This is a genomic window from Vibrio sp. JZG10 (assembly GCF_054064075.1).
Map to the genome: position 1 here is coordinate 506630 of NZ_JBSUGE010000001.1, position 20867 is coordinate 527496.

15 protein-coding genes and 1 tRNA gene are annotated in these 20867 nt (G+C 43.9%); 6 read left to right on the top strand and 10 right to left on the bottom strand.

Annotation, left to right across the window (positions count from 1 at the left end; genetic code table 11):
* The first annotated feature begins 25 nt into the window (after positions 1–25).
* Positions 26–790: a hypothetical protein gene (locus tag ACWYVB_RS02305; protein WP_006742886.1), complete on the top strand. Its 765-nt coding sequence runs from the start codon at positions 26–28 to the stop codon at positions 788–790.
* Positions 791–887: 97 nt separating this feature from the next.
* Positions 888–1658, top strand: coding sequence for a tRNA isopentenyl-2-thiomethyl-A-37 hydroxylase MiaE (gene miaE, locus ACWYVB_RS02310; RefSeq protein WP_104974277.1), 771 nt, complete (start codon positions 888–890; stop codon positions 1656–1658).
* A 129-nt stretch (positions 1659–1787) separates the two neighbouring features.
* On the opposite strand, the gene ACWYVB_RS02315 is transcribed toward miaE, so the two are convergent.
* Together ACWYVB_RS02315 and ACWYVB_RS02320 are read right to left on the bottom strand one after the other, a co-directional pair.
* Positions 1788–3416 (bottom strand): methyl-accepting chemotaxis protein, encoded by a 1629-nt coding sequence (locus ACWYVB_RS02315; protein WP_005390805.1) that lies wholly within the window; start codon positions 3414–3416, stop codon positions 1788–1790.
* A 155-nt stretch (positions 3417–3571) separates the two neighbouring features.
* Positions 3572–3838 (bottom strand): hypothetical protein, encoded by a 267-nt coding sequence (locus tag ACWYVB_RS02320; protein ID WP_109168505.1) that lies wholly within the window; start codon positions 3836–3838, stop codon positions 3572–3574.
* A gap of 292 nt (positions 3839–4130) precedes the next feature.
* Here ACWYVB_RS02320 and ACWYVB_RS02325 point away from each other — a divergent pair, with 292 nt between their 5' ends.
* Together ACWYVB_RS02325 and ACWYVB_RS02330 are read left to right on the top strand one after the other, a co-directional pair.
* Positions 4131–5459 (top strand): sphingomyelin phosphodiesterase, encoded by a 1329-nt coding sequence (locus tag ACWYVB_RS02325; RefSeq protein ID WP_457527789.1) that lies wholly within the window; start codon positions 4131–4133, stop codon positions 5457–5459.
* Positions 5456–6412, top strand: a complete 957-nt coding sequence (locus tag ACWYVB_RS02330; protein WP_457527791.1) for an ATP-dependent dsDNA exonuclease — start codon at positions 5456–5458, stop codon at positions 6410–6412. The genes ACWYVB_RS02325 and ACWYVB_RS02330 overlap by 4 nt, the downstream gene beginning before the upstream one ends.
* 90 nt (positions 6413–6502) lie before the next feature.
* On the opposite strand, the gene trpS is transcribed toward ACWYVB_RS02330, so the two are convergent.
* A complete protein-coding gene (trpS, locus tag ACWYVB_RS02335) occupies positions 6503–7525 on the bottom strand; it encodes a tryptophan--tRNA ligase (RefSeq protein WP_457527793.1) in 1023 nt (340 codons plus the stop codon).
* Positions 7526–8117: 592 nt separating this feature from the next.
* Here trpS and ACWYVB_RS02340 point away from each other — a divergent pair.
* Positions 8118–9074 (top strand): AEC family transporter, encoded by a 957-nt coding sequence (locus ACWYVB_RS02340; RefSeq protein WP_237311863.1) that lies wholly within the window; start codon positions 8118–8120, stop codon positions 9072–9074.
* A 46-nt stretch (positions 9075–9120) separates the two neighbouring features.
* Here ACWYVB_RS02340 and ACWYVB_RS02345 read toward each other — a convergent pair whose 3' ends face one another.
* From ACWYVB_RS02345 to ACWYVB_RS02375, 7 genes are all read right to left on the bottom strand, one after another.
* Positions 9121–9576 carry a MarR family winged helix-turn-helix transcriptional regulator gene (locus ACWYVB_RS02345; protein ID WP_012841967.1) on the bottom strand — a complete coding sequence of 152 codons (456 nt, stop codon included), beginning with the start codon at positions 9574–9576 and terminating at the stop codon, positions 9121–9123.
* A gap of 192 nt (positions 9577–9768) precedes the next feature.
* A complete protein-coding gene (locus ACWYVB_RS02350; RefSeq protein WP_457527796.1) occupies positions 9769–12930 on the bottom strand; it encodes an efflux RND transporter permease subunit in 3162 nt (1053 codons plus the stop codon).
* A 2-nt stretch (positions 12931–12932) separates the two neighbouring features.
* The gene (locus tag ACWYVB_RS02355; RefSeq protein WP_005390787.1) at positions 12933–14072 is read right to left on the bottom strand and encodes an efflux RND transporter periplasmic adaptor subunit; all 1140 of its coding nucleotides are present in this window, start codon (positions 14070–14072) and stop codon (positions 12933–12935) included.
* Positions 14073–14535: 463 nt separating this feature from the next.
* Entirely contained in the window at positions 14536–16173 is a 1638-nt protein-coding gene (locus tag ACWYVB_RS02360) for a methyl-accepting chemotaxis protein (RefSeq protein ID WP_104971483.1), read from the bottom strand.
* A gap of 359 nt (positions 16174–16532) precedes the next feature.
* Positions 16533–16620 (bottom strand) — tRNA-Ser (locus ACWYVB_RS02365).
* Positions 16621–16763: 143 nt separating this feature from the next.
* Complete coding sequence (locus ACWYVB_RS02370; protein WP_005390779.1) at positions 16764–17213, bottom strand: L-alanine exporter AlaE; 450 nt, start codon at positions 17211–17213, stop codon at positions 16764–16766.
* A 519-nt stretch (positions 17214–17732) separates the two neighbouring features.
* Positions 17733–20153: an ATP-binding protein gene (locus tag ACWYVB_RS02375; protein ID WP_457527798.1), complete on the bottom strand. Its 2421-nt coding sequence runs from the start codon at positions 20151–20153 to the stop codon at positions 17733–17735.
* A 53-nt stretch (positions 20154–20206) separates the two neighbouring features.
* On the opposite strand from ACWYVB_RS02375, the gene ACWYVB_RS02380 reads away from it, so the two are divergent.
* Positions 20207–20818, top strand: a complete 612-nt coding sequence (locus ACWYVB_RS02380; RefSeq protein ID WP_005390772.1) for a YecA/YgfB family protein — start codon at positions 20207–20209, stop codon at positions 20816–20818.
* The last annotated feature ends 49 nt before the right edge of the window (positions 20819–20867 follow it).

Below are 20867 nucleotides of genomic sequence, written 5' to 3' on the forward strand. Positions count from 1 at the left end.
AGAAAAGTAAAGCAGACGCAAAGATATGAATATTGGTTTAATAATCGCTTTGGTAGCCATCCTACTGGTGTTGATCCTAGGCTATAACATTATGTTGCAGTATAAGGTCAAGGTAGAGACTGCGAAAAGACAGGAGTCCGCACGCTATGTTGCCTTGATTGATGGCACTGAAGAGTTGATTGGTCATGCGCATCATATCCCTTTTAGCAAGGAGCTGTTGCTGTGTCTAAACAATCGTATTCTTGACGCGCTAGAAAGCATGCATGAGCTTGACCCGAAGAATAAGCAGCTTGCTCAACGTATCGAAAACATGAAGCAACAGATTGAGCAACTGAAAGAGAATGGTCCCACTGGCGAGAGTACCACGTTCAAAATGCCGAGCAGTGATAAACAAGCCATCGTCATGCTTAAGTTGGTGAAACGCCTCCGCGATACTATCCGTAACGAACACAATAAAGGCCGTATCGACACCCAGACTTATGTCGCTGAAAATGCGCGTTTAGAAACGATGCAGATTCGTATCAACATCGAAAACGTCATTAAAAGAGCAAACGACTCAATCGCTCGAGGTCAACCTGGTACAGCACTTCAACTGCTACGCAAAGGTATCGATGCATTGAGTACAAAGAGCGATCCCTACTCTATTCAAGCGAAACAGAAGCTTGAAGACATGCTGGGCGACCTAGATAAAAAACGCCAAGATAAAAGTGATGCCGAAATGCAGCAGATCGCCGATAAAGAGCGCGACAATGACATGGAAGCACTCTTCGGCGAGAAGAAAAAGTGGTAACATTCACTTAAGGTCAATAAAGGCTGCGATCGCAGCCTTTTTTCTATCCGTAAGATAGCGGATATGCCCAATTAGAATGTGAAGTACTAAAACTAAAATGATGAATCTAGACGCCTATCAAGATCTTCTTGCTCCCATTAACCAATTTCTGCAATGCAGCACACCTGATGAATGGGTAGAGGAAGCAAAGAAACCAGAAAACCTTCAAACCATTTTATTAGACCACCTACTGTGTGAGCTAAAAGCTGGCCAATCTGCGATGTTTTTAATTCGTAAGTATGCCGTTGACCAATCCAGTTCACATGCTCTGCTTGACTGGTTTAAACCCTATGAAGATTTTGCTTATCGCAATGTAGGCTCACTAGAAACTTTAAAAGGTAAGAGCAATATTTCCAAAGCGATCATGGCTAAGTCCAACTCACCTTACAGCCAAGATTTGATCGATAAAATGGTGCTTTTGATTAAAGAGGAGTTACACCACTTTTATCAAGTTTTAGAGATCATGGAAAGTCGTGGAATTGAGTATAAAAATATTCCAGCAAGTCGCTATGCTAAAGGGCTCATTTCGCATATGAAGACTCATGAACCGGAAACACTGATCGATAAGCTCATCATTGGTGCGTACATCGAAGCCCGATCTTGTGAGCGTTTTGCCAAACTAGCACCACATATGGATGACGATATCGCAAAATTCTACGTTTCTTTACTGCGCTCAGAAGCACGCCACTATCAAGATTATCTTGTATTGGCAGAGCAAATCGCGGGCAAAGACATCAGCGAACGCATAGCCTATTTTGGCCGAGTTGAGGCGGATTTAATTTCTACGCCAGATACAGATTTTAAGTTCCATAGTGGTATTCCAGCCTAGCGAGCATATTCTCCCAAGATTGAGCATGTTCTGAACTTATTTATATAGACAGAGAATAAATAAGCCGGACATTTCATCCGGCTTATTTTTTGTAGCAATGAGGTTAGGAATAAAGCTGAAACACAACAACTAGAGCTGGAATGAACCCATTCGAGTTTTCAAGTTGTGCGCTAGGCTACTGATCTGCTGGCAAGCCACAGCCGTTTGCGAAGCTCCCTCAGCCATCTCTGTTGAGGCACTATTAATATGCTCCACACTTCGATTCAGCTCTTCGGATACAGAATTCTGCTCACTACAAGCCGTTGCGATTTGTGTGCTCATTTGCGCTATGTTATCGACAGAATGTTCAATTTCTTTTATCTGGCTATCAGCGTCATTGACTTGCTCAACACACTGAGAAATGCCCTCCTGACAATCACGGCTTGAATGCCCTATTTTGCTGCTGCTCTCTTGTAGTTGATTAACAATTTCCACAATTTGTGAAGTGGAGTCTTGAGTGCGTTGCGCCAGAGAACGAACCTCATCTGCCACAACAGCAAACCCACGTCCTTGTTCACCAGCCCGAGCGGCTTCAATTGCGGCGTTCAGTGCTAACAAGTTTGTTTGCTCCGCAATCCCGCGGATCACATCTACGACCACATTGATATTGTTTGAGCTAGATTCAAGCTCACGTGCCAGTTCATCAGACTCTTGGATCGTATGTGATACACGCTCAATTACTGCGATAGTTTGTTGTAACGTCGCCGTTCCTTGCTTTGCCACTTCCGTTGCCGAGTAAGCGGAGGTCGCGCCAACTTCGGTATTTTGTGCCACTTCACTTACAGCAGCTTGCATTTCTGTCATCGCAGAAGCCACCGAGCTAAGTTCAATTTGTTGATTTTGCATACCGGAAGCGGTCTGAGAAGAAATAGCACTCACCTCCTCTACTGCTGCCGTTAGCTGAATCGTTGAGTCATTAATCTCAGAAACCAGCGAATGTAAGTTTGTTTGCATACCGACAAGCTCTTTGAGCAACGTTCCTAACTCGTCTTTGCTCAATTCACTTTCGTCGATTTGATTATTCAATTGACCCTTGGCGATTTTGGAAGCGAATTCCAATGCTCGATCAACAGGCCCGCAAATGACTCGAGAAAGCAACATGGCAGACATTACCATGACCAATGCGACGACAAGCGCACCAACAGCAGCGCTGTATTGTGTAAATGCCGCTTCATTTTGTACTTCTTCGCCAATCAAATTCACCAACTCATCGTTCAACGCGAGGGTATCATCCAAGCTGCTCAACGCTTTTGAGTAGGTATCGAAACTCGATAAAATCACATCATTTGCACTTTCAGCATCACCTTGACTTAGCAGTGCGTTGTAAGTCTTCGTTTCCTTGATGTATTGATTCCAGGTTTCTTTAAAAACGTTAAAAGACTGTGTTTCACGCTGATTAAGGTCGAGCTTTTCGTATTCTGCAATACCAGCCTGCACATCAGAACGCCATTGGTCGAGGCCTTTTAACCACTCACCAATTTTGGGGTGATTTGCGTTTGGCAATAAAGAGAACTCATCTTTGCGCACTTTAGTAATATCAACTTGGATACCTTTCAAAATCGCAACAGAAGGTAAGCTTTTATCTGTTAGCACTGAGATGTCTTTATTCAGTGTTAACAAACCTTGCACCAACATTACTGACACTAAACCAAACACGGCAAAAACGGTTAAATAACTAACCGATATTTTCTTTACGACACTTAAGTCTTTAATACGCATGCACTTTCTCCCTGCAGCCTTTCCAAACCTCTCACTTAAGTGAAAGCTTAACCTCTAAAACACACTGTTTTTTGCGCTCGATATCATTGAGCGCTCTTATATACATCGGCCTGAGAGATCAAATCTTGACCAGTAATTGATATTTTTATCACGTGCTATTTTAGAGATAGGCTCGCATGCTCCGTATTGTGTCTGCATTTTTTTATGAGCGCTTCCCGGCGCAACTCTAAGATCTCATCGATGAGTTTTTCTTTAGCGTTGATGCCAAAGTGCTGGGCATAATTTTTGACTTTTTCAATCTCATTAGGCTGCAAGCGGTATACCTCTTTCTTTAAACGAGCTTCTGCTTCGCTTCTAATCAAACCTTGCTCTTGTAGTAATTTAATGATGGTTTCATCGATTGGATTTACTGCTCTAGCCATGGTGCTCCATCTATCAATTTAAGTTCTAGCCATGTGGCTGGATGAATGACGCCGCACAACTTATAGAGCAAAGATGACAACTTGATTGCAGTGAGTACGATTCGTTAACCATCGCTATTATTTACAGCCGCTTAGGCAGCCATTAACTCTCTACCCCAACTCCTCACCATTGAATAAAGATCACATTCTGATAACAATTTTCAGTACTGGCTTCGATGTCATCCATATTTAACGTGCAAGTAATATTTATAAACAAGAATGATTGCTCTAGTTCAAATGATGGAAAAATAAGATGAAATTATCGCAGTGGGGTCTTTTATTAAGTGGCTTGGTGGCATTACCAAGCATTGCAGATACAGATGTTTATCTAACCAATAATTCTGATCAGCCTTTAACTATTCAAGTAAAGCACGAAGGCAGTGATTTACTTCAATACGGAGAAGAGTGGCAGCAACATGTACAAGTACTTGGTCCGTGGGAAACCAAACCTGTATTGAGCTTCAATCGTTGGGAAGGCGTGAAATCAAACCAAACTTACCGTTTTGAAACTGTGGTTTCTAGCCCTAAAGGTGAAAGCATAACACTCAATCAGGTCATGGAAGGTCATTGGTATAATTCAACCATTGAATATGGCTTATCGGCGTCCGATGTCGATTTATCTCTTAAAGATGATCGTAATATTCATCGTGCCAACACTAACGCTTTTGGCATCCGAGAAACCGAACTGGCATTTAAGTCAGACAGTACCGCTCGATACGACGATCTTTATTACACCATCACGCCAAGCAAAGTAAATGAATCTGTCGATAACGAAGAACAAAACCTTAAGTTGATGACATACAACATCTGGGCTCTTACAGCTATTGCATCGCACATCGGTGATCGTTACGAACTGATTCCTCAATACGTCAAAGGTTATGATGTATTAGCGCTGCAAGAAGTGTTTGCAAGCGGTCGTGAAGGATTCCTACGTGAGTTAGCTAAGGAGTATCCGTACCAAACTAAGATGTTAGATAAAGAAGGCGTTAATATTCATGATGGTGGGGTGATCATTGTCAGTCGCTATCCTATCGTGAATGAAGCGCAATATGTCTTCCCCGACTGCTCTGGCACAGACTGCTTTGCCGACAAAGGCGTTAATTATGCGGAAATTATTAAAGGTGGTCAGGCTTACCATGTGTTTGCTACCCATACCGCATCTTTCGATACAGACACCGCTCGCGAGTATCGTCAGCGCCAGTTCAAACAAATCCGCGCACTCGCTAAATCTCTCAACATTCCTTCAAGCGAAACTGTGGTATACAGCGGTGACTTTAACGTAAACAAAAGAAAGTTCCCTGGTGACTACCAACAAATGATCGCCAACTTAAGCGCCATAGAGCCTCAGTATTCTGGTTACACGGAGTCAACCTTTGATCCCCGCATCAATAACTTCGCAGGTGAACCGTTATCAGGTGGCGAAAACGTGGAATACCTTGACTATGTCATGGTGAGTAGTGAATACGGGGTGAAATCATTCAATGACAACCGTGTAGACGTGCCGCGCACAACCGCAGAGAGTTTATGGAAACACTACAACCTTTCTGACCATTTCCCAGTTAGCGCAACAATCAAGCCATGAAGAAAATCGCGTTGATAATCATGTCCGCCATTATGGCGGGCATGATGTTTTTAACTTTCAGTCAAGATGGGCAGCAAGAAACGGCCGCGTCCGCTTCTGCTCCAAAAACAAAAAATAAGAACGTCCCCAGTACACCACTAAAAACAAGCAATATCGCTCCCAGTGCAGAGGCTTCAGCACAGACCGCAGAGCTCCCTTCTGCGACTCAAATAACGACTGAGAGAATAACTCTGCTCAAAGGGAGAGAACTCGTCGCAGAGCTTGAGTCATTTTGGCATGAGTGCATGTCGAACCGCGACTGTGAGGAACAGTTAGCCTTGCTCGAGCCTTATTTATCTTCAGCACGATTTCAACTTTTGGCGAGCTACCATCAACTCAACAGTCAATGGCAAGAAAGTGTAGGTAATTTGTTGTTTGATGAGCAACAACCACTAGCCTCACGTATTGCACAACTTAAAGCCGAGGCAAGAGGCATTTGGGGCGAGTTGGCTGATGTTATTTTCGCGGATGAGTTCGCCCTATACGATTTCAATTTAGAGGCTCAACAGCTCAACACGCAAAGTCCAGAAAGCTTTTTGCAAGCTTTCGAGCAACTCATCATAGACTGGCAAGAACATGCAGATGCTATCGGGCTTACAAACGACCAAGCAAAATATGAGCGTGCAGTCGCCCTAATACCCAATAGCATGAGCTTTCCAGAGCGCCAAACCATCATCGCAGAGCTGGAAAAAACTTACTTAACGAAGGACGAAAGCGAAGAGATTCACGCTCGTCAGCAACAAATTGCCGAGCAAAAAGAGCAAGTCAGAGATTACCAACAAGCATTGCAACAACTTGAGTCCAGACTCAGAAAAGAGAGAGTCACCAGCCATGCTGGTTTATCAGAACCGGAATGGCACAGTTATTACCAACAAGAAATAGCGGATTTTCGCCGCGAGTTCTTTTCTTCTTAAACGTCAGCTTTCATTGATGGGAATTGAAAGTCCAAAAGGCACGTTACGAATAAACAGCCGTGCCTTTTATTCAGAACCCTGTTTTTTAATTCAGAACAAATTCAAACCAAATACATCTTTCACATCAAATAGCACTTTTTCGGTTTTCTCGCGAGAACGCTGACTACTTTGTTTTAAAATATCAATCAGCTGTGCTTTATCATTCAAATACATAGTGCGCTTTTCTCGAATAGGACGAAGCATCTCTTGTAGGCATTCTTCTAACACTTTCTTGGTCAAACCATCACCTAACCCACCTCGTCGATAATGCTCTTTTAGCTGTTCGATATAATCTTTATCAGGGTGAAAGGCATCGAGGTAGGTAAATACGATATTACCTTCGACTTGGCCAGGGTCCTCAATTTTCAGGTGATTGGGGTCGGTATACATAGATTTCACCGCCGCAGAAATCTCTTTTTCAGACGCCCCTAGGTTGATTGCATTCCCCATGCTTTTAGACATCTTATTTTTGCCATCAGTACTCGGCAAACGAGGAGCATCACTAAGTAATGGACGGCATTCTCTAAGAACCTCTTTTCCACCCAGGTGGTTTATTTTTCTTACGATTTCATTAGTTTGCTCCAACATCGGCAGTTGGTCATCACCTACCGGAACCAACGTCGCGTGGAACCCCGTAATATCGGCAGCTTGAGAAATTGGATACGTTAAAAAGCCAGCAGGAATAGAGCGTTCAAAGCCTTTACTCTGTATCTCATTTTTAACCGTGGGATTACGCTCTAAACGCGTAATAGAGACAAGATTGCTGTAATACATCGTTAACTCTGCTAACGCTGGTATTTGAGATTGCAACGTGATCGTGGTTTGTGTGGGGTCGATACCAACGGCCAAATAATCCGCAACGACATTGAGAATATTGGAGGATACTTTTGATGGATTGTGGGCGTTATCCGTCAAACCTTGCATGTCCGCGACCAAGATCGTTTGCTCATGCTCCGTTTGCAATTTGACTCGTTGTTGCAATGAGCCGACATAGTGTCCGAGGTGTAACGGACCTGTCGCTCGATCGCCGGTAAGGATAATTTCGCGCTGCGATGTACTTTGAATGGTGTTCATATTTATCTCCAAGTATTTAATAGATCGCTACTGGAGATAAAAAGATCAAACACTCTTAGCTACCATCCAGCAGCTTAAGAATGTGAGTATTCCGTGCCGCTCTATTTAGAGCGCCACCAAAAGAAGGTTGTTGATGAAGGGCTAACGTGTATTTTCATGTTTTCAAACTCATCAAGCTGAACTCAATCTGTTTTTGTATTGAATTAGCGTAAGTATTCAAAGAGCCTACAGAAACGATTACATTGGTAAAGACATCGCAATGACTAAAGCTGCACCAAACACCGAACCTGAGACAAATGCACAAAGTACGGTTTTGTTGTGTTTCCTTTTCATCGATGAACTCCTATCCATAACCACAATGACCAACCCTTTTATTTAATACGCATGTGGATGCATCACGATAAGTAGTAAACCAACATATCGCGCATAGAACCAGTGCAGCTTTATTAAACTGGGACCTCGTCCATAACTTGGAATGCAAATGGTTCTGGAAACAACAAAAGAGGAAAATTTCATCACTTTTCTATCCTGTCTCCCAGAGTTTATGGCTTAATAGACAGCAGGAATATTTTCTTTTGCTGCGGGTACTTACATGGAAGCTGTTCTACATCAGTTGCAATTCTCTTTGTCGATAACCGGCCCTATCTGCTTAATGTTAATACTTGGCGTGATGTTCAAACGCATAGGGCTGATCAACGATAATTTTATCGAAGTAGGCTCCAAACTGGTGTTTCAAGTTACGCTACCTGCGATGTTATTTGTCAGTATTGTGGCCTCAGAACACGATTTTTCAGCGGCAAGTGGCTTTGTCAATTTCGGCGTTATCGCTAGTGTTTCTTTTTTTATTTTCACCTACCTTTCGGTCAAGCTTCTGTTCAAAGCATCGCCTGACCAAGGTGTTCTTATCCAAGGCGGGTTCCGAGCAAACACAGGTATTATTGGCATCGCTTACGTTGCCAATGCGTATGGTTCTCAAGGTGTGGCGTTAGCAGCGCTTTATGTCGCGGTTACCACGTTTATTTACAACGTCCAAGCGGTAATTTGCTTATCTCCCAAAGGCGCAACTTCTGTCCCACAAGCCGCAAAAATGATGGGCCGAACACTGACGAGGAATCCACTGATAATCTCAATCGTCCTAGGGATGGCTTTCTATTTGCTCTCTATTCCAGTACCGAATGTTGTTATTGATGCAGGGGACTACTTGTCCAAAATGACATTACCTTTAGCGCTGTTGTGTACGGGCGGCTCACTCGATTTTAGCTTGATGAGAAAAGAGAAAGGTCCATCTTGGTTTGCAAGCAGTTACAAGCTCATCGTGGCACCCGTAATGATCACTATTGGTGCTTACTTAGTAGGTTTTCGAGGAATTGAGTTAGGTATTCTTTTCTTTATGAACGCTTCCCCAGTGGCAGCAGCCAGTTATGTCATGGCACGTTCGATGGGAGGCAATGCCACGTTAGCCGCAAATATCATCGCACTCACTACGGTGCTTTCTACCGTCACGTGTACGTTGGGCATTCTATTTCTTAAGTTTTACGACTTAATATAATTGGCCAGCGATAAAGTAAAGGCGCGCTAGATAGCATTAAGATAAGCTACTGGTCGTGATTCGCAAAAGTGAGTTTTCTTACCAGACGAAAAAACTCACTCGCTTCTGATTCAGACAAACAAGCAAAAAATTCTTTCTGTAAGTTCGTCATGATTTGATGCACTTGCTTTAAAGCGTTTGCCCCCTCTTTTGTCATGCTGAGCATTTTGAGACGCTGATTCGATTTACTTTTAGAAACTTGAACAAACCCTCGCTTTTCCAAATTATCCACCATTCGCTTTGCTACACTTCGCTCAGTTCGAACCGCGTCAGCCAACGCTTGCTGACTCATGGGTTGAAACTCTTCCAAAGCGGCCAGTGCACTTGCCATCTCGAGTGTCATTAAATTTTGCCGAGAGAGCTCGGCTTGAGCACGATTGCGGTACATTCGCTGCATCACACCGCAGACAAACATAGGGCTTTGATCCAAAACGGAAATTGGGGATATTTTCTGATCTTTCATCGTCGTTTGTTCTTCTTTAGGCTTTCATTCGGTCGGAAGGAATAAACAGATTCTGCATAAGGCAAAACGCTCCCCCTTCAAGTTTGCGTCAAAGACGGTAACCACCAAGTGAAAACATAAAATAAAGAGCGCCGAAGCGCCCTTTTATCGTGTTTATTATCACCAGTATAACTTAGTTACAGCAACCAAGTCTTACTCGCTTTGCTGAGCCGGTTTAGGATTAGTCTCAGACAACTCTGCCTCTGAGTCTTTTCTCGCACGTCGATCAAACAATCGCTCAACCACCACAAAGAAAATTGGCACAAAGAATATACCTAAGAGCGTCGCACTGATCATGCCACCAAGTACACCAGTACCTACCGCATTTTGACCTGCTGAGCCCACGCCAGAGCTGATAGCAAGCGGTACTACACCTAGACCAAAGGCAAGCGATGTCATAATAATAGGGCGCAGACGAACACGAACGGCATGCAGGGTTGCTTCGATAAGGCCAGCGCCTTTCTCGTAGTAATCTTTCGCAAACTCAACAATCAGAATGGCGTTTTTAGTTGCTAAGCCGACCGTCGTTAATAAGCTCACCTGGAAGAATACATCGTTGTCCATACTTCGCGTCATTACCGCGAGCACAGCACCAAGCACACCAAGAGGCACAACTAACACCACGGCGAAAGGTACTGACCAACTTTCATACAAAGCGGCGAGAACTAAGAATACGACGAGGATAGACAGCGCATATAACATTGGCGCTTGGTTTCCGGAAAGGCGCTCTTCATACGAAATGCCATTCCAGTTCACCGTAAAGCCTTCTGGTAGCTTTTCTACCATTGCTTCAATTTCTGCCATGGCTTCACCAGTACTGACGCCAGGAGCTGCGCCGCCTTGGATATTCATCGCTGGCAAACCATCAAAACGCTGCAAAAGAGGTGAACCATACGTCCACTCTCCGCTCGCAAAGGCAGAGAAAGGCACCATCTCATCTTTTGAGTTACGCACGTACCACGAATCGAAGTCTTTTGGCTGCATACGGTATTCCGCATCACTTTGCATCATGACTTTTTTCACTCGACCGCGATCAATATAGTCGTTAATGTACGCTCCGCCCCATGCCGCTGACAGGATTTGGTTGACGTCATTAATGCTAACATCCAGAGCACGCAGTTTAACGTGGTCAATGTTCACTTTGTACATTGGCGCATCTGCTTGACCGTTCGGACGAACACCGACAAGTTTCGGGTTTTGTGCAGCCATGCCAAGCAGTTGACCTTGCGCAGCGACTAATGCGTCGTGACCTTTGTTCAACGAATCTTGAAGATAGAAATCAAAGCCTGTCGAGTTACCCAATTCTTGAATCGCAGGAGGTGCAAATGCAAACACCAGTGCTTCTTTGATGCTTGAGAAGTACCCCATCGCTCGACCAGTAATGGAAGCTGCATCAGCACCCGGCGCTTCACGCTCTGACCAATCTTTCAGACCAATAAAGGCCATCCCCATGTTTTGGCCTTGCCCTGCAAAACTAAAGCCCGCAACGGAGAAGACGGATTTCACGTTGTCTTTCTCATCCACAAGGTAAAAGTCGCGCATTTTCTCAAGTGTTTTTTCCGTCTGCTCTTGCGTTGAGTTAGGCGGCAAAATAGCCATTGAGAATACTGTGCCTTGGTCTTCATCCGGCAAGAATGACGTCGGAAGGTTCATAAATAGCCAGCCCGCACCTGCACTCATTGCCAAGAATACAACCAACATACGACCTGTACGCTTTAGGAGTTTAGCAACGCCGGTTTCATAGCCAGCTGTCATCGCATCAAACTTGCGGTTAAACCAGCCAAAGAAGCCTTTCTTTTCTAGAAGCTCAGCATCGCCTTTTTTCAGTAATGTTGCACATAATGCTGGAGTCAGAATTATCGCTACCAAAACTGAAAGTGTCATCGCCGCCACAATGGTTATCGAGAACTGACGGTAAATAACCCCTGTAGAACCAGACATAAACGCCATAGGGACGAATACCGCAGAAAGCGTCAGACCCACACCAATCAGAGCACCAGTGATCTGCCCCATCGATTTTTTGGTCGCTTCTTTGGGCTCTAACCCATCCTCATGCATCACACGCTCGACGTTTTCCACCACAACGATGGCATCGTCCACCAGCAAACCGATAGCCAGAACCATCGCGAACATGGTTAACGTGTTTACGCTAAATCCAGTCGCGTACAAAATAGCGAAGGTGCCGAGCAGTACGACAGGCACTGCGATCGTTGGAATGATCGTCGCACGGAAGTTCTGCAAGAACAGGTACATGATTAAGAACACAAGAAGAATGGCTTCTAATAGCGTTTTAACCACTTCTTGAATCGAGGCTTTGACGAATGGCGTCGTTTCAAATGGGTAAGCAATCTGTAACCCTTCTGGGAACGTAGCACTCAGTTGGTCTAAGCGCTCTTTTACCGCATTGGCTGTCTCAAGCGCGTTTGCGCCAGTACCTAATGAAATACCTAACCCCGATGCTGGGAAGCCATTATATTGGCCTCGAATGTCGTAACTTTCTGCCCCACGTTCAACGCGAGCTACATCTTTCAAATAAACATTCGAACCGCTGGCGTCCGACTTAAGAATGATGTCTTGGAACTCTTCTACACTGCTCAAACGACTTGCAGACGAAATCGTTGCATTCAACAGCTGACCTTCCTGCGCAGGTGCTGCACCAAGTTGACCTGAAGAAACTTGCGCGTTCTGTTCACTGATAGCATTTGCTACATCGATTGCGGTCAAGTTGAACTGCGTAAGCTTAAATGGGTCCAGCCAGACTCGCATCGCATACTGCGCACCAAACGCCTGCACTTGTCCTACGCCAGTTACACGACTTATCGGGTCTTGAATATTCGTTACAACAAAGTCGCCGATATCGTTTTCTGTAAAGTCAGGATCTTCAGAATAAACTGCCACCACCATGAGAAACGCCGTGTTGGATTTATTCACGACGATACCTTGGTTTTGTACTTCCATCGGCAATGATGTCAATGCCAATTGCAGCTTGTTCTGCACCTGTACTTGCGCGATATCAGGATCAGCTTCGCTATCAAACGTCAGGGTAATTGTCGCATTACCGAATGCATCACTGCTCGATGATAGGTAGCGAAGATAATCTAATCCCGTCATATTTTGCTCGATAACCTGCGTTACCGAGTCTTCAACGGTTTTCGCTGATGCACCTGGATAACGTGCACTGATGGTGATCGTTGTCGGTGAAATCGTTGGGTATTGCGAGACGGGTAAATTGAATAATGACATTACCCCCGCCAACATCGTTAGAATCGCGAGAACCCAAGCAAATACCGGACGATCGATAAAAAATCGTGCCATGATTACTCCTGTTCACCGTTTTGGATAGTTACAGGACTGCCTGGACCTACCTTTTGTAACCCAGCAGTAATGACTTTATCGCCCGCTTTCAAACCATCAATGATACGCCATTGATTATTGATCGCTTCAGCTGTCTTCACTGGTCTCGCTTCCACTTTGTTCTCACCATTCACCATCATCACTGTCGCTTTGCCTGTCGCATCGCGAGAAACGGTATTTTGTGGTATCAGAATCGCGTCAGGGTCAACACCAGTAATAACCGTCGCACGAACAAACATTCCTGGAAGTAACAAACCGTCAGGGTTTGGGAATTCAGCACGAAGCGTCACGCTACCCGTACTTTCGTTCACATTGACCTCGGTAAATTTCATCGTGCCTTTGTGTTCGTACGTGCTGCCATCTTCAAGCATCAATGTAACTTGCGCAGAATCATCCTCTTGCATATGACCTTGGGAAAGAGCCGCTTTTAAACGCAGCAGTTGCGCGGATGATTGCACAATATCAACGTTGATAGGATCAAGCTGCTGAATGGTCGCTAATTTGGCTGCTTGGTTAGCCGTAACCAACGCACCCGCCGTCACACTCGATTTACCGATCACACCGCTAATCGGAGCTTTCACTTGCGTGTAATCTAAATTGATTTTTGCCGTATTGATCTTCGCTTTTGCGACTAGGACCTGTGCTTGCGCTTCCTTGTATGCTGCTTCTGCTTCATCCAAATCTTGTTGGCTGATGGACTTTTTGGTGATCAAGGTTCTGTAACGCTTCACTGTGGCATGGGTCGATTCTGCCGCTGCTTGAGCTCGGATTAATTCCGCTTCAGCGCTCAGCAAATCCGCTTGAAATGATGAATCATCAATTTGATATAGGGACTGTCCTTGTTCAACAAGGCCCCCTTCAACAAAATTTCGCTCTGAAATAATGCCTGTAACTTGCGGACGAACTTCCGCTTCTTTGAATGCACGGCTACGACCTGGCAACTCGACAGTTAACGCTTGGCGAGTTGGTTCCACCGTTAACACTTCAACTTCGGTTGCGGGCGCAGGACCACTACCTTGACTCGATCCTTCTTCGCTAGGTTGACATCCAACCACAAAAAGGCTCGACGCAATCAGCAGAGATAGCGTGGTTTTACGTCTCATGAATTTTTCTCTCTTTTACCTACAAGCCTTCAAGGTTCCTTGCTAAAAACTTCTAGAATGACTTAATGATGACTAACGGATGTATATCCAGAACAAATTAATTAGGATGATAATTACCCAGTGTTGTACATACAACAAAATTTACAGTTCTATACGCTTACGAAAAACGTTTATGGTAAAGGTGTAATGAAGTTCTCAAATTTGAAGATTTTGGGTTGGAAATCACACTTTCCTGTGAGCAATTGCAATGGTTAAAAAGCAGCAAAAGTGATGATAAAAGCATCATCACGCTGTACAGAGTTTGTCACCGCTGTCTAGGATTATTTGCACCTCTGGTATACAAAGTTAAGTAAAAGAGGGATGTAAATATAGTCGAGCCTTCACAAGTCAGGTTCGACCCTTATCTAAAAAATAACCCGCTAAGAAGCGGGTTATTTCGTCAGTGAGACTGCAGTTCTCAAGCTTATACTTTGAACTGACTAACCTGATGATCTAAGCGCTGGGTTTGCTCTGATAACATGGCTAAAGATGCTTGCGCTTGGTTGACGATTTCCACAATAGATGTACTGCTATCTGCAATGCCTTGTACGTTGCTATTTACTTCGTCACTTACCGTACTTTGCTGGCTTGCAGCCGTTGCAATGTGTGTGTTCATCTCGTTCATACGTGAAATCGCGTTTAAGATTTCAGAAAGGGATTGACTCGCTCTCCCTGCCGATTGAATTGTTTCATCACTGCTATTTTGGCTACCGCGCATCACTTCTACGGCTTGTCCCGCACCAGATTGTAGCTTTTCAATCATGGTTTGGATTTCACCCGTGCTCTGTTGTGTACGACTGGCTAACGAGCGAACCTCATCGGCTACAACAGCAAAGCCTCGCCCTTGCTCTCCTGCACGAGCCGCTTCAATCGCTGCGTTAAGCGCCAATAAGTTCGTTTGCTCTGCGATACCACGAATGACATCCAATACAGAAGCAATGTTACTCACATCATGATCCAATGTGTTAATGACGTGGCTTGCACTTTCGATTTCACTTGCGAGGCTACGAATTGAGCTAACGGTTTGATCCAAAATAACATTGGTATTGGTAAGTTCATCATTCGCTGTTTGGCTCGCAACCGCAGCTTCGTTAGCGCTATCGCTGACATTTCTGCTGGTGACTTGCATCTCATGCACTGCCGCTGCTACCGCCTCGCTGTCTTTTTGCTGTGAAACGGTCGAGTTCGCGATGGTCGTGGTCAACGAGCTAAGATTTTCCATCTCATTACGCAAGGTATTCGAACTTTCAATTACTTGAGAAACTGTCGCTTGGATTTTAGACACAAACTGATTAAACGCGTTCGCTAAATTGCCAATTTCGTCTTGTGTTTTCACATCGATTCGCTGGCTTAAATCACCTTCACCAGAAGCAATTTCTGTCATCGCATTTTTGATATCGTTGATAGGCTTCACGACGGTTTGCAACAACAAAAACGCCATCGCAATAGCGGCCAGAATAACAATCACAATGCCCGCTTCAAGAATTAACTCTGCTCGTGTTGCGGCTGCAGATATTTCATCTTTCAATAGGCTTTGTTTTTCTTCTATCGCATCTTTCACAACATTAAGTTGCGCTCTTACCTCGATAAACTGATTTTCAAAGGTGTGTTTGTGTTCGTTGTAGTAACCAAGCCATTGTGATTGAGGTAAACGCAACATCGCTTCATAACTCGCCAACCATTTTTCACCTAGGGAGACAAGCTTTCTCACTTCATTACCATGTGAAGAAGACATCACGCCAGCTTGCGATAGCTCAATCATTTTCTCCATACGTGGCAGCGCTTTGTATGCGTTGTCTTTGTATTCACCGATGTGGTGGTCAATATCGGTTTGAGTATCAGAAAGAGCAACACCTTGAATTGCAGATGTCGCTTGGTAAAGATCGCGGTAAGCATCCTCAATCGTTAATAAGTTCGGCACTATCTGTTCGTTAAGTGTTTCACTCAACTCAGATTGTTTCCAACTTGTCATAACGTTTAATACAGAGCTCACAATAAACAATCCAATAATCAGTGACAGCGGAATCACTATCTTCTGCTTGATCGTTAAGTTCTGGAACATGAATAGACTCTCTTTAATTATGGTATACAAACTGCCAGAAATTATATCAAACAAATAGAGTATCCCATTAGGTAAAAGACTCTATTAAACATGATATCTGATGACTTTTTGACAAGCGTTCTAATTTCAACAATTAATTGATTTTATGGAAAATTTAATAAGGAACGCTCATCACAACATGCGAATAAAAACGCACTACCTGTACGGAAAATGTGTAACAAAAGATGAATAAAAAGGAGGCTTTTTTGAAGGGCTTGCCGACTCAATAAGTAATTGAGAATCAATACGATATACAGCTCTGGGATTGAACTTGTCGCGTAATACGAAAAAGCCCCAGCATTTCTGCTAGGGCTCAAATATGGCGGTGAGTGAGAGATTCGAACTCTCGATACGTTGCCGTATACACACTTTCCAGGCGTGCTCCTTCAGCCACTCGGACAACTCACCGAATCAATTTTTGTTAGCATCATTGGCTAACGAGGCGATAATTTAATGATTATGTGCCTGATGGTCAAGGCTAAACATAAAAAAAAGCGCCCTTTTCCACTCGATTGCTCACTAAGTAACTAAATTGAGCAAAACTGGGTCATTTAGATACTTTGAGAATAACCGGGAACACGGAACCAACGGCGGCACATGTCCAAGAAGTACCCATACAACACACCCATACCGCAAGAAATAATGGCGTTACTTGTCACCGCGGTCACTATTTGGTCTGTAGACGCACCAACTGCGAATAAAATTCCCGCATAAACTGGAGACTGAAAAAGCACATAAGCGACCAGATCAGATACGTTTTTCATAAATGAAGACGGCGATACCTTGTTGCCCTGACGTAGCACCCAATCACGAAAAACGCCATACGGCCAAGCAATAGCAATATTCACTGGAATAGATAGTGTACGTGATGCTAAAGATTGCTCAAACGTCATCCCTGAAATCAAAATCTCGACAATCATCCCTGTGATAAAGCAAAAAACAACCATAGCAAAGGTATCCGCTGCGGCGTGACGAATACAAAATGGTCCGCGAGACTTCATTAACCAACCCCTAAAATTAAATACCACCAACAATAAACAAAATAAAACTATCAACCACCAAACAAATACATGACCAGTTGATAAGGCAATTAAATCACATAAAAAGCAGCGTATGGCACTGTATTTGAAATCAAGTTGTAAATTTATAACCATTTTTTAAAATGAAAGTAGTTTTTTTCACCACCAACAACTAAAAACGCCTAAAATGACGTAAAAATGATAAAAAAATACGGATTTAACTTACACAAAAAGTGGGATAAGTGATTGTTTGGATGGAGGGTTAGGATAAAGTTCGGGGAATAAACGATCATTCTAATAACTTATGCTACTGAGTTGTAAAAATTCAGAGTATTCCCGATGTGAGCGCAACTGAGAGCCGCACCGTTTCTCTTATGACAGAATCCAACAGCAGAGCTAAGCTCATTGAAAGTAAGGAAAAAATAGACGATTCAGCTAAAGGTTAGGTATGACGAGTAAAGACAATTCATGATAGCGTTGAATCGCGCTATATGGATTAAGCTATGATGATGCGAGCAAGAGCGTTAATGTGTCGATATCATCTTGGTTTGGAGACTGCTGACGCTTTAAGTTACGCCTTATTCGCTCGGCAACTAAAGAAACGTCTTTATTAGCATCTGGGGTGACTTGAGCAATAATCGCTGAAATAGCCTCTAGCGCTTCGTTGAGATGACCATTATCTAGAGCAACATAGAAGTTTAGTAGCCACTTTTCCGCATCAAGGATATCCGTTGTATTATCACCAAAGTCCGACTGGTATTGGTATAACCGTGCTGCATGGAGATATAACGCATCATTTAATTCAGACTCCACAATTGGTTTCGCAATTATGTGGTCGGCTCCTACATTTATCATGCGCTCTTGTGTTTCTTTGAATACATCCGCTGTGCAGCCAAAGATCAGTACCGACTTTACAGGCGAACTCATCGCTCGAATGGCTGATATCGCCCCAACACCATCAAGAACAGGCATATGATTGTCCATTAATATCAAATCAAATGACTGAACGGCCACCTCATCGACGGCAAGCTGACCATTTTCAACACTTGTGCACTCAAAGCCTTTGGCTCTTAGGAAAGTTTCCATAATGATCGCATTTGTTCGGTTGTCTTCGACAATGAGCGCTTTCAAACCTTTGCAATTCAGCTTATGTGCATTGACTGCTTCCACTTTCCCAGGCTCACAAGGCGTAAGCGCGATCTCGACGGTAAAGGTTGTCCCGACATTCTCTTGACTCTGCACAATCACATGCCCTCCCATATGCTCGGCAATTTCTTTTACTATCGCTAAACCAAGCCCTGTCCCACCAAACCGCCTCGTCGTCGAGGACTCCGCTTGTTCAAAAGGACGGAAAATGCGTTTTTGCGCTTCTTGAGAAATACCGATACCCGTATCTTTCACCGCGAGAATAAGCTTGGTATCTACCTTGCTCGATTTCTCGGTCAGCTCTACCTCTACGATGCCTCGGTCGGTGAACTTGACAGCGTTGTTTAGTAGGTTAAACAATACTTGGCGCAGACGGGCTTTGTCATTGTTGTACCAGCGCCCTGTTGGTAAATGAGACACGACTCTAAAACGAAGGCCTTTTTCTGCACATAGTGTTTGATAAACACTTTTTATGCTGCCGATGATCGACTCAATTGGGAAAGGCGTATTTTCGAATTCAACATGTCCTTGCTCAATTTTTGAGTAATCTAAAATCTCATTAAGTAACGTCATCATATGATCACCTGAGTCATAAAGTGTTCTCAGGTGCTTACGTTGATCATCGGTGAGTGGCGTTTTTAACAATATCTGAGCGGTTCCTAATACACCGTTCATTGGCGTACGAATCTCATGGGATAATGTGGCTAAAAATGCCGTTTTAGCGTTCGTCGAAGCCTGGGCTTTTATTCTCTCTTGCTCTAGATAGATGGTTTTTTCATTGAACTTCTCGATGAGCTGTCCAATTTCATCTTCGCTATCGTAGTCAATGTCTATGATCCCGCCAGTTTTCGAGTCATCAATCTTAGCCGCAATACGGACAATCGGTTCGACAATGTAACGATTCAGCAAGTAATACCCGACCAGTACACACAAGAGTAAGAATGGAATGATCCTCCCCTCAACACTCATGACTTGTTCAAACACTTGATCAGCTACTTTAGCTTTCGCGTTGACAACTTCCATCCGCCAATCAAACTCTCCGAAATCAAGCTCACTGACATAAATTTCGTCTGTTAGTTGGAAGTTGTGCTCAATAATCACGTTCGAGTCAGCATCGCGAACCACCACACCTAAAGAATGCAGGTTCGTGTGCTCTCGAATAAACTGAAAAAGTGCATCAAGTGATAAGTCTACCGTTACAACGCCAGCGAATTGACCGTTTTGATAATATGGGGAAGACGCAGTAATCATCTGAACCTGAGTAAAAGTGTCGATATAAACCGTAGACCAACTCACAGAACCAACTGGCGCGTCAGCAGCTGCCTTATACCATGGTTCATTATCATAGCCGCCAGATTCAGGATTATTGTAGGAGTGAATTTGGTCAATACCGCCATGACTGTTTTTATTGAAGAATAGGCTTTTATATCGCCATTGTTCAGCTTTGAGTTCTGGTTTAGGCCATACGCCACCACTGACGAGCATCTCATCACTCAATTGGAGAATATGCGGAATTGTCGTGTTGAGAGATTGAATATTTTCAGTCCCCTGGGCGAGTCCTGCAAGGCTACTCAATACACCGGTAGAGCTAAGGAGAGGCTCTTTAATCTCTAGAGCAAGGAGTTGGGTGCGTAACTCTAGGTTTTGCTCTAGCTTTTGCCTAACCGGAGGCTCGACAACCAAATAGGCAACAGAACCAATCGTTGCGATAAAGAAACACAGGTACAGTGTCAGGGCGAGAATGCTTTTTTTTCTAAGTGATGAGCGAATTTCCATAGATGTCTGTGAATCATTCCCTAATATCGATTTATCACAAATTGATTGGTAAGATGAGCGCAATCAACCAGCCCATTAACAAATGGTATTCTATTTTGAAACTACAAGACATCCTTTCTCTCCCAGAACTTGACGGTAAACTACTAAACCTAGCAAAAACTCAAGGCTTTGTAACAGCGATGGCTGCAGCGCCAAACGTATTAATGCCTCAAGAGTGGTTGCCATTCTTATGGGGTGGTGAAGAAACAGCGCCATTTACTGACGGTGAGCAACTAGAGCAATACATTGATGAGATTGTGCAAATGTGGAACCAAACTCGTCCTGCTCTCCTAGAAGGATCTTGGCAGTGGCCTGAGGGATGCGCGTTAGATGAACAAGATATCGTAACAAGCCAGACCCGTGATTTCTGTGAAGGTGTATTACAAGGTTGGCAACTTGCTCGTGATGACTGGGAAACGCTAATGCCAGAGGACAGCGAAGATAATGCTCTGCTCGGCGGTGTTTTGCTTTCTCTTACGATGCTTTACGATCCAGAAACGACCATTGAAACGTTGGCAGAACAAGGCATGGAAGGCTTAGAACAGTTTGAAGAGATCTTCAATGCCATGCCAGTGATGCTATGTGGTCTTACTCAGCGCGGTGTTGCATTAGCTGAAGAACAATAAGACACAACGCTGTCGACCATCAAGATTGAACCGCTGAATAGACAAAAGC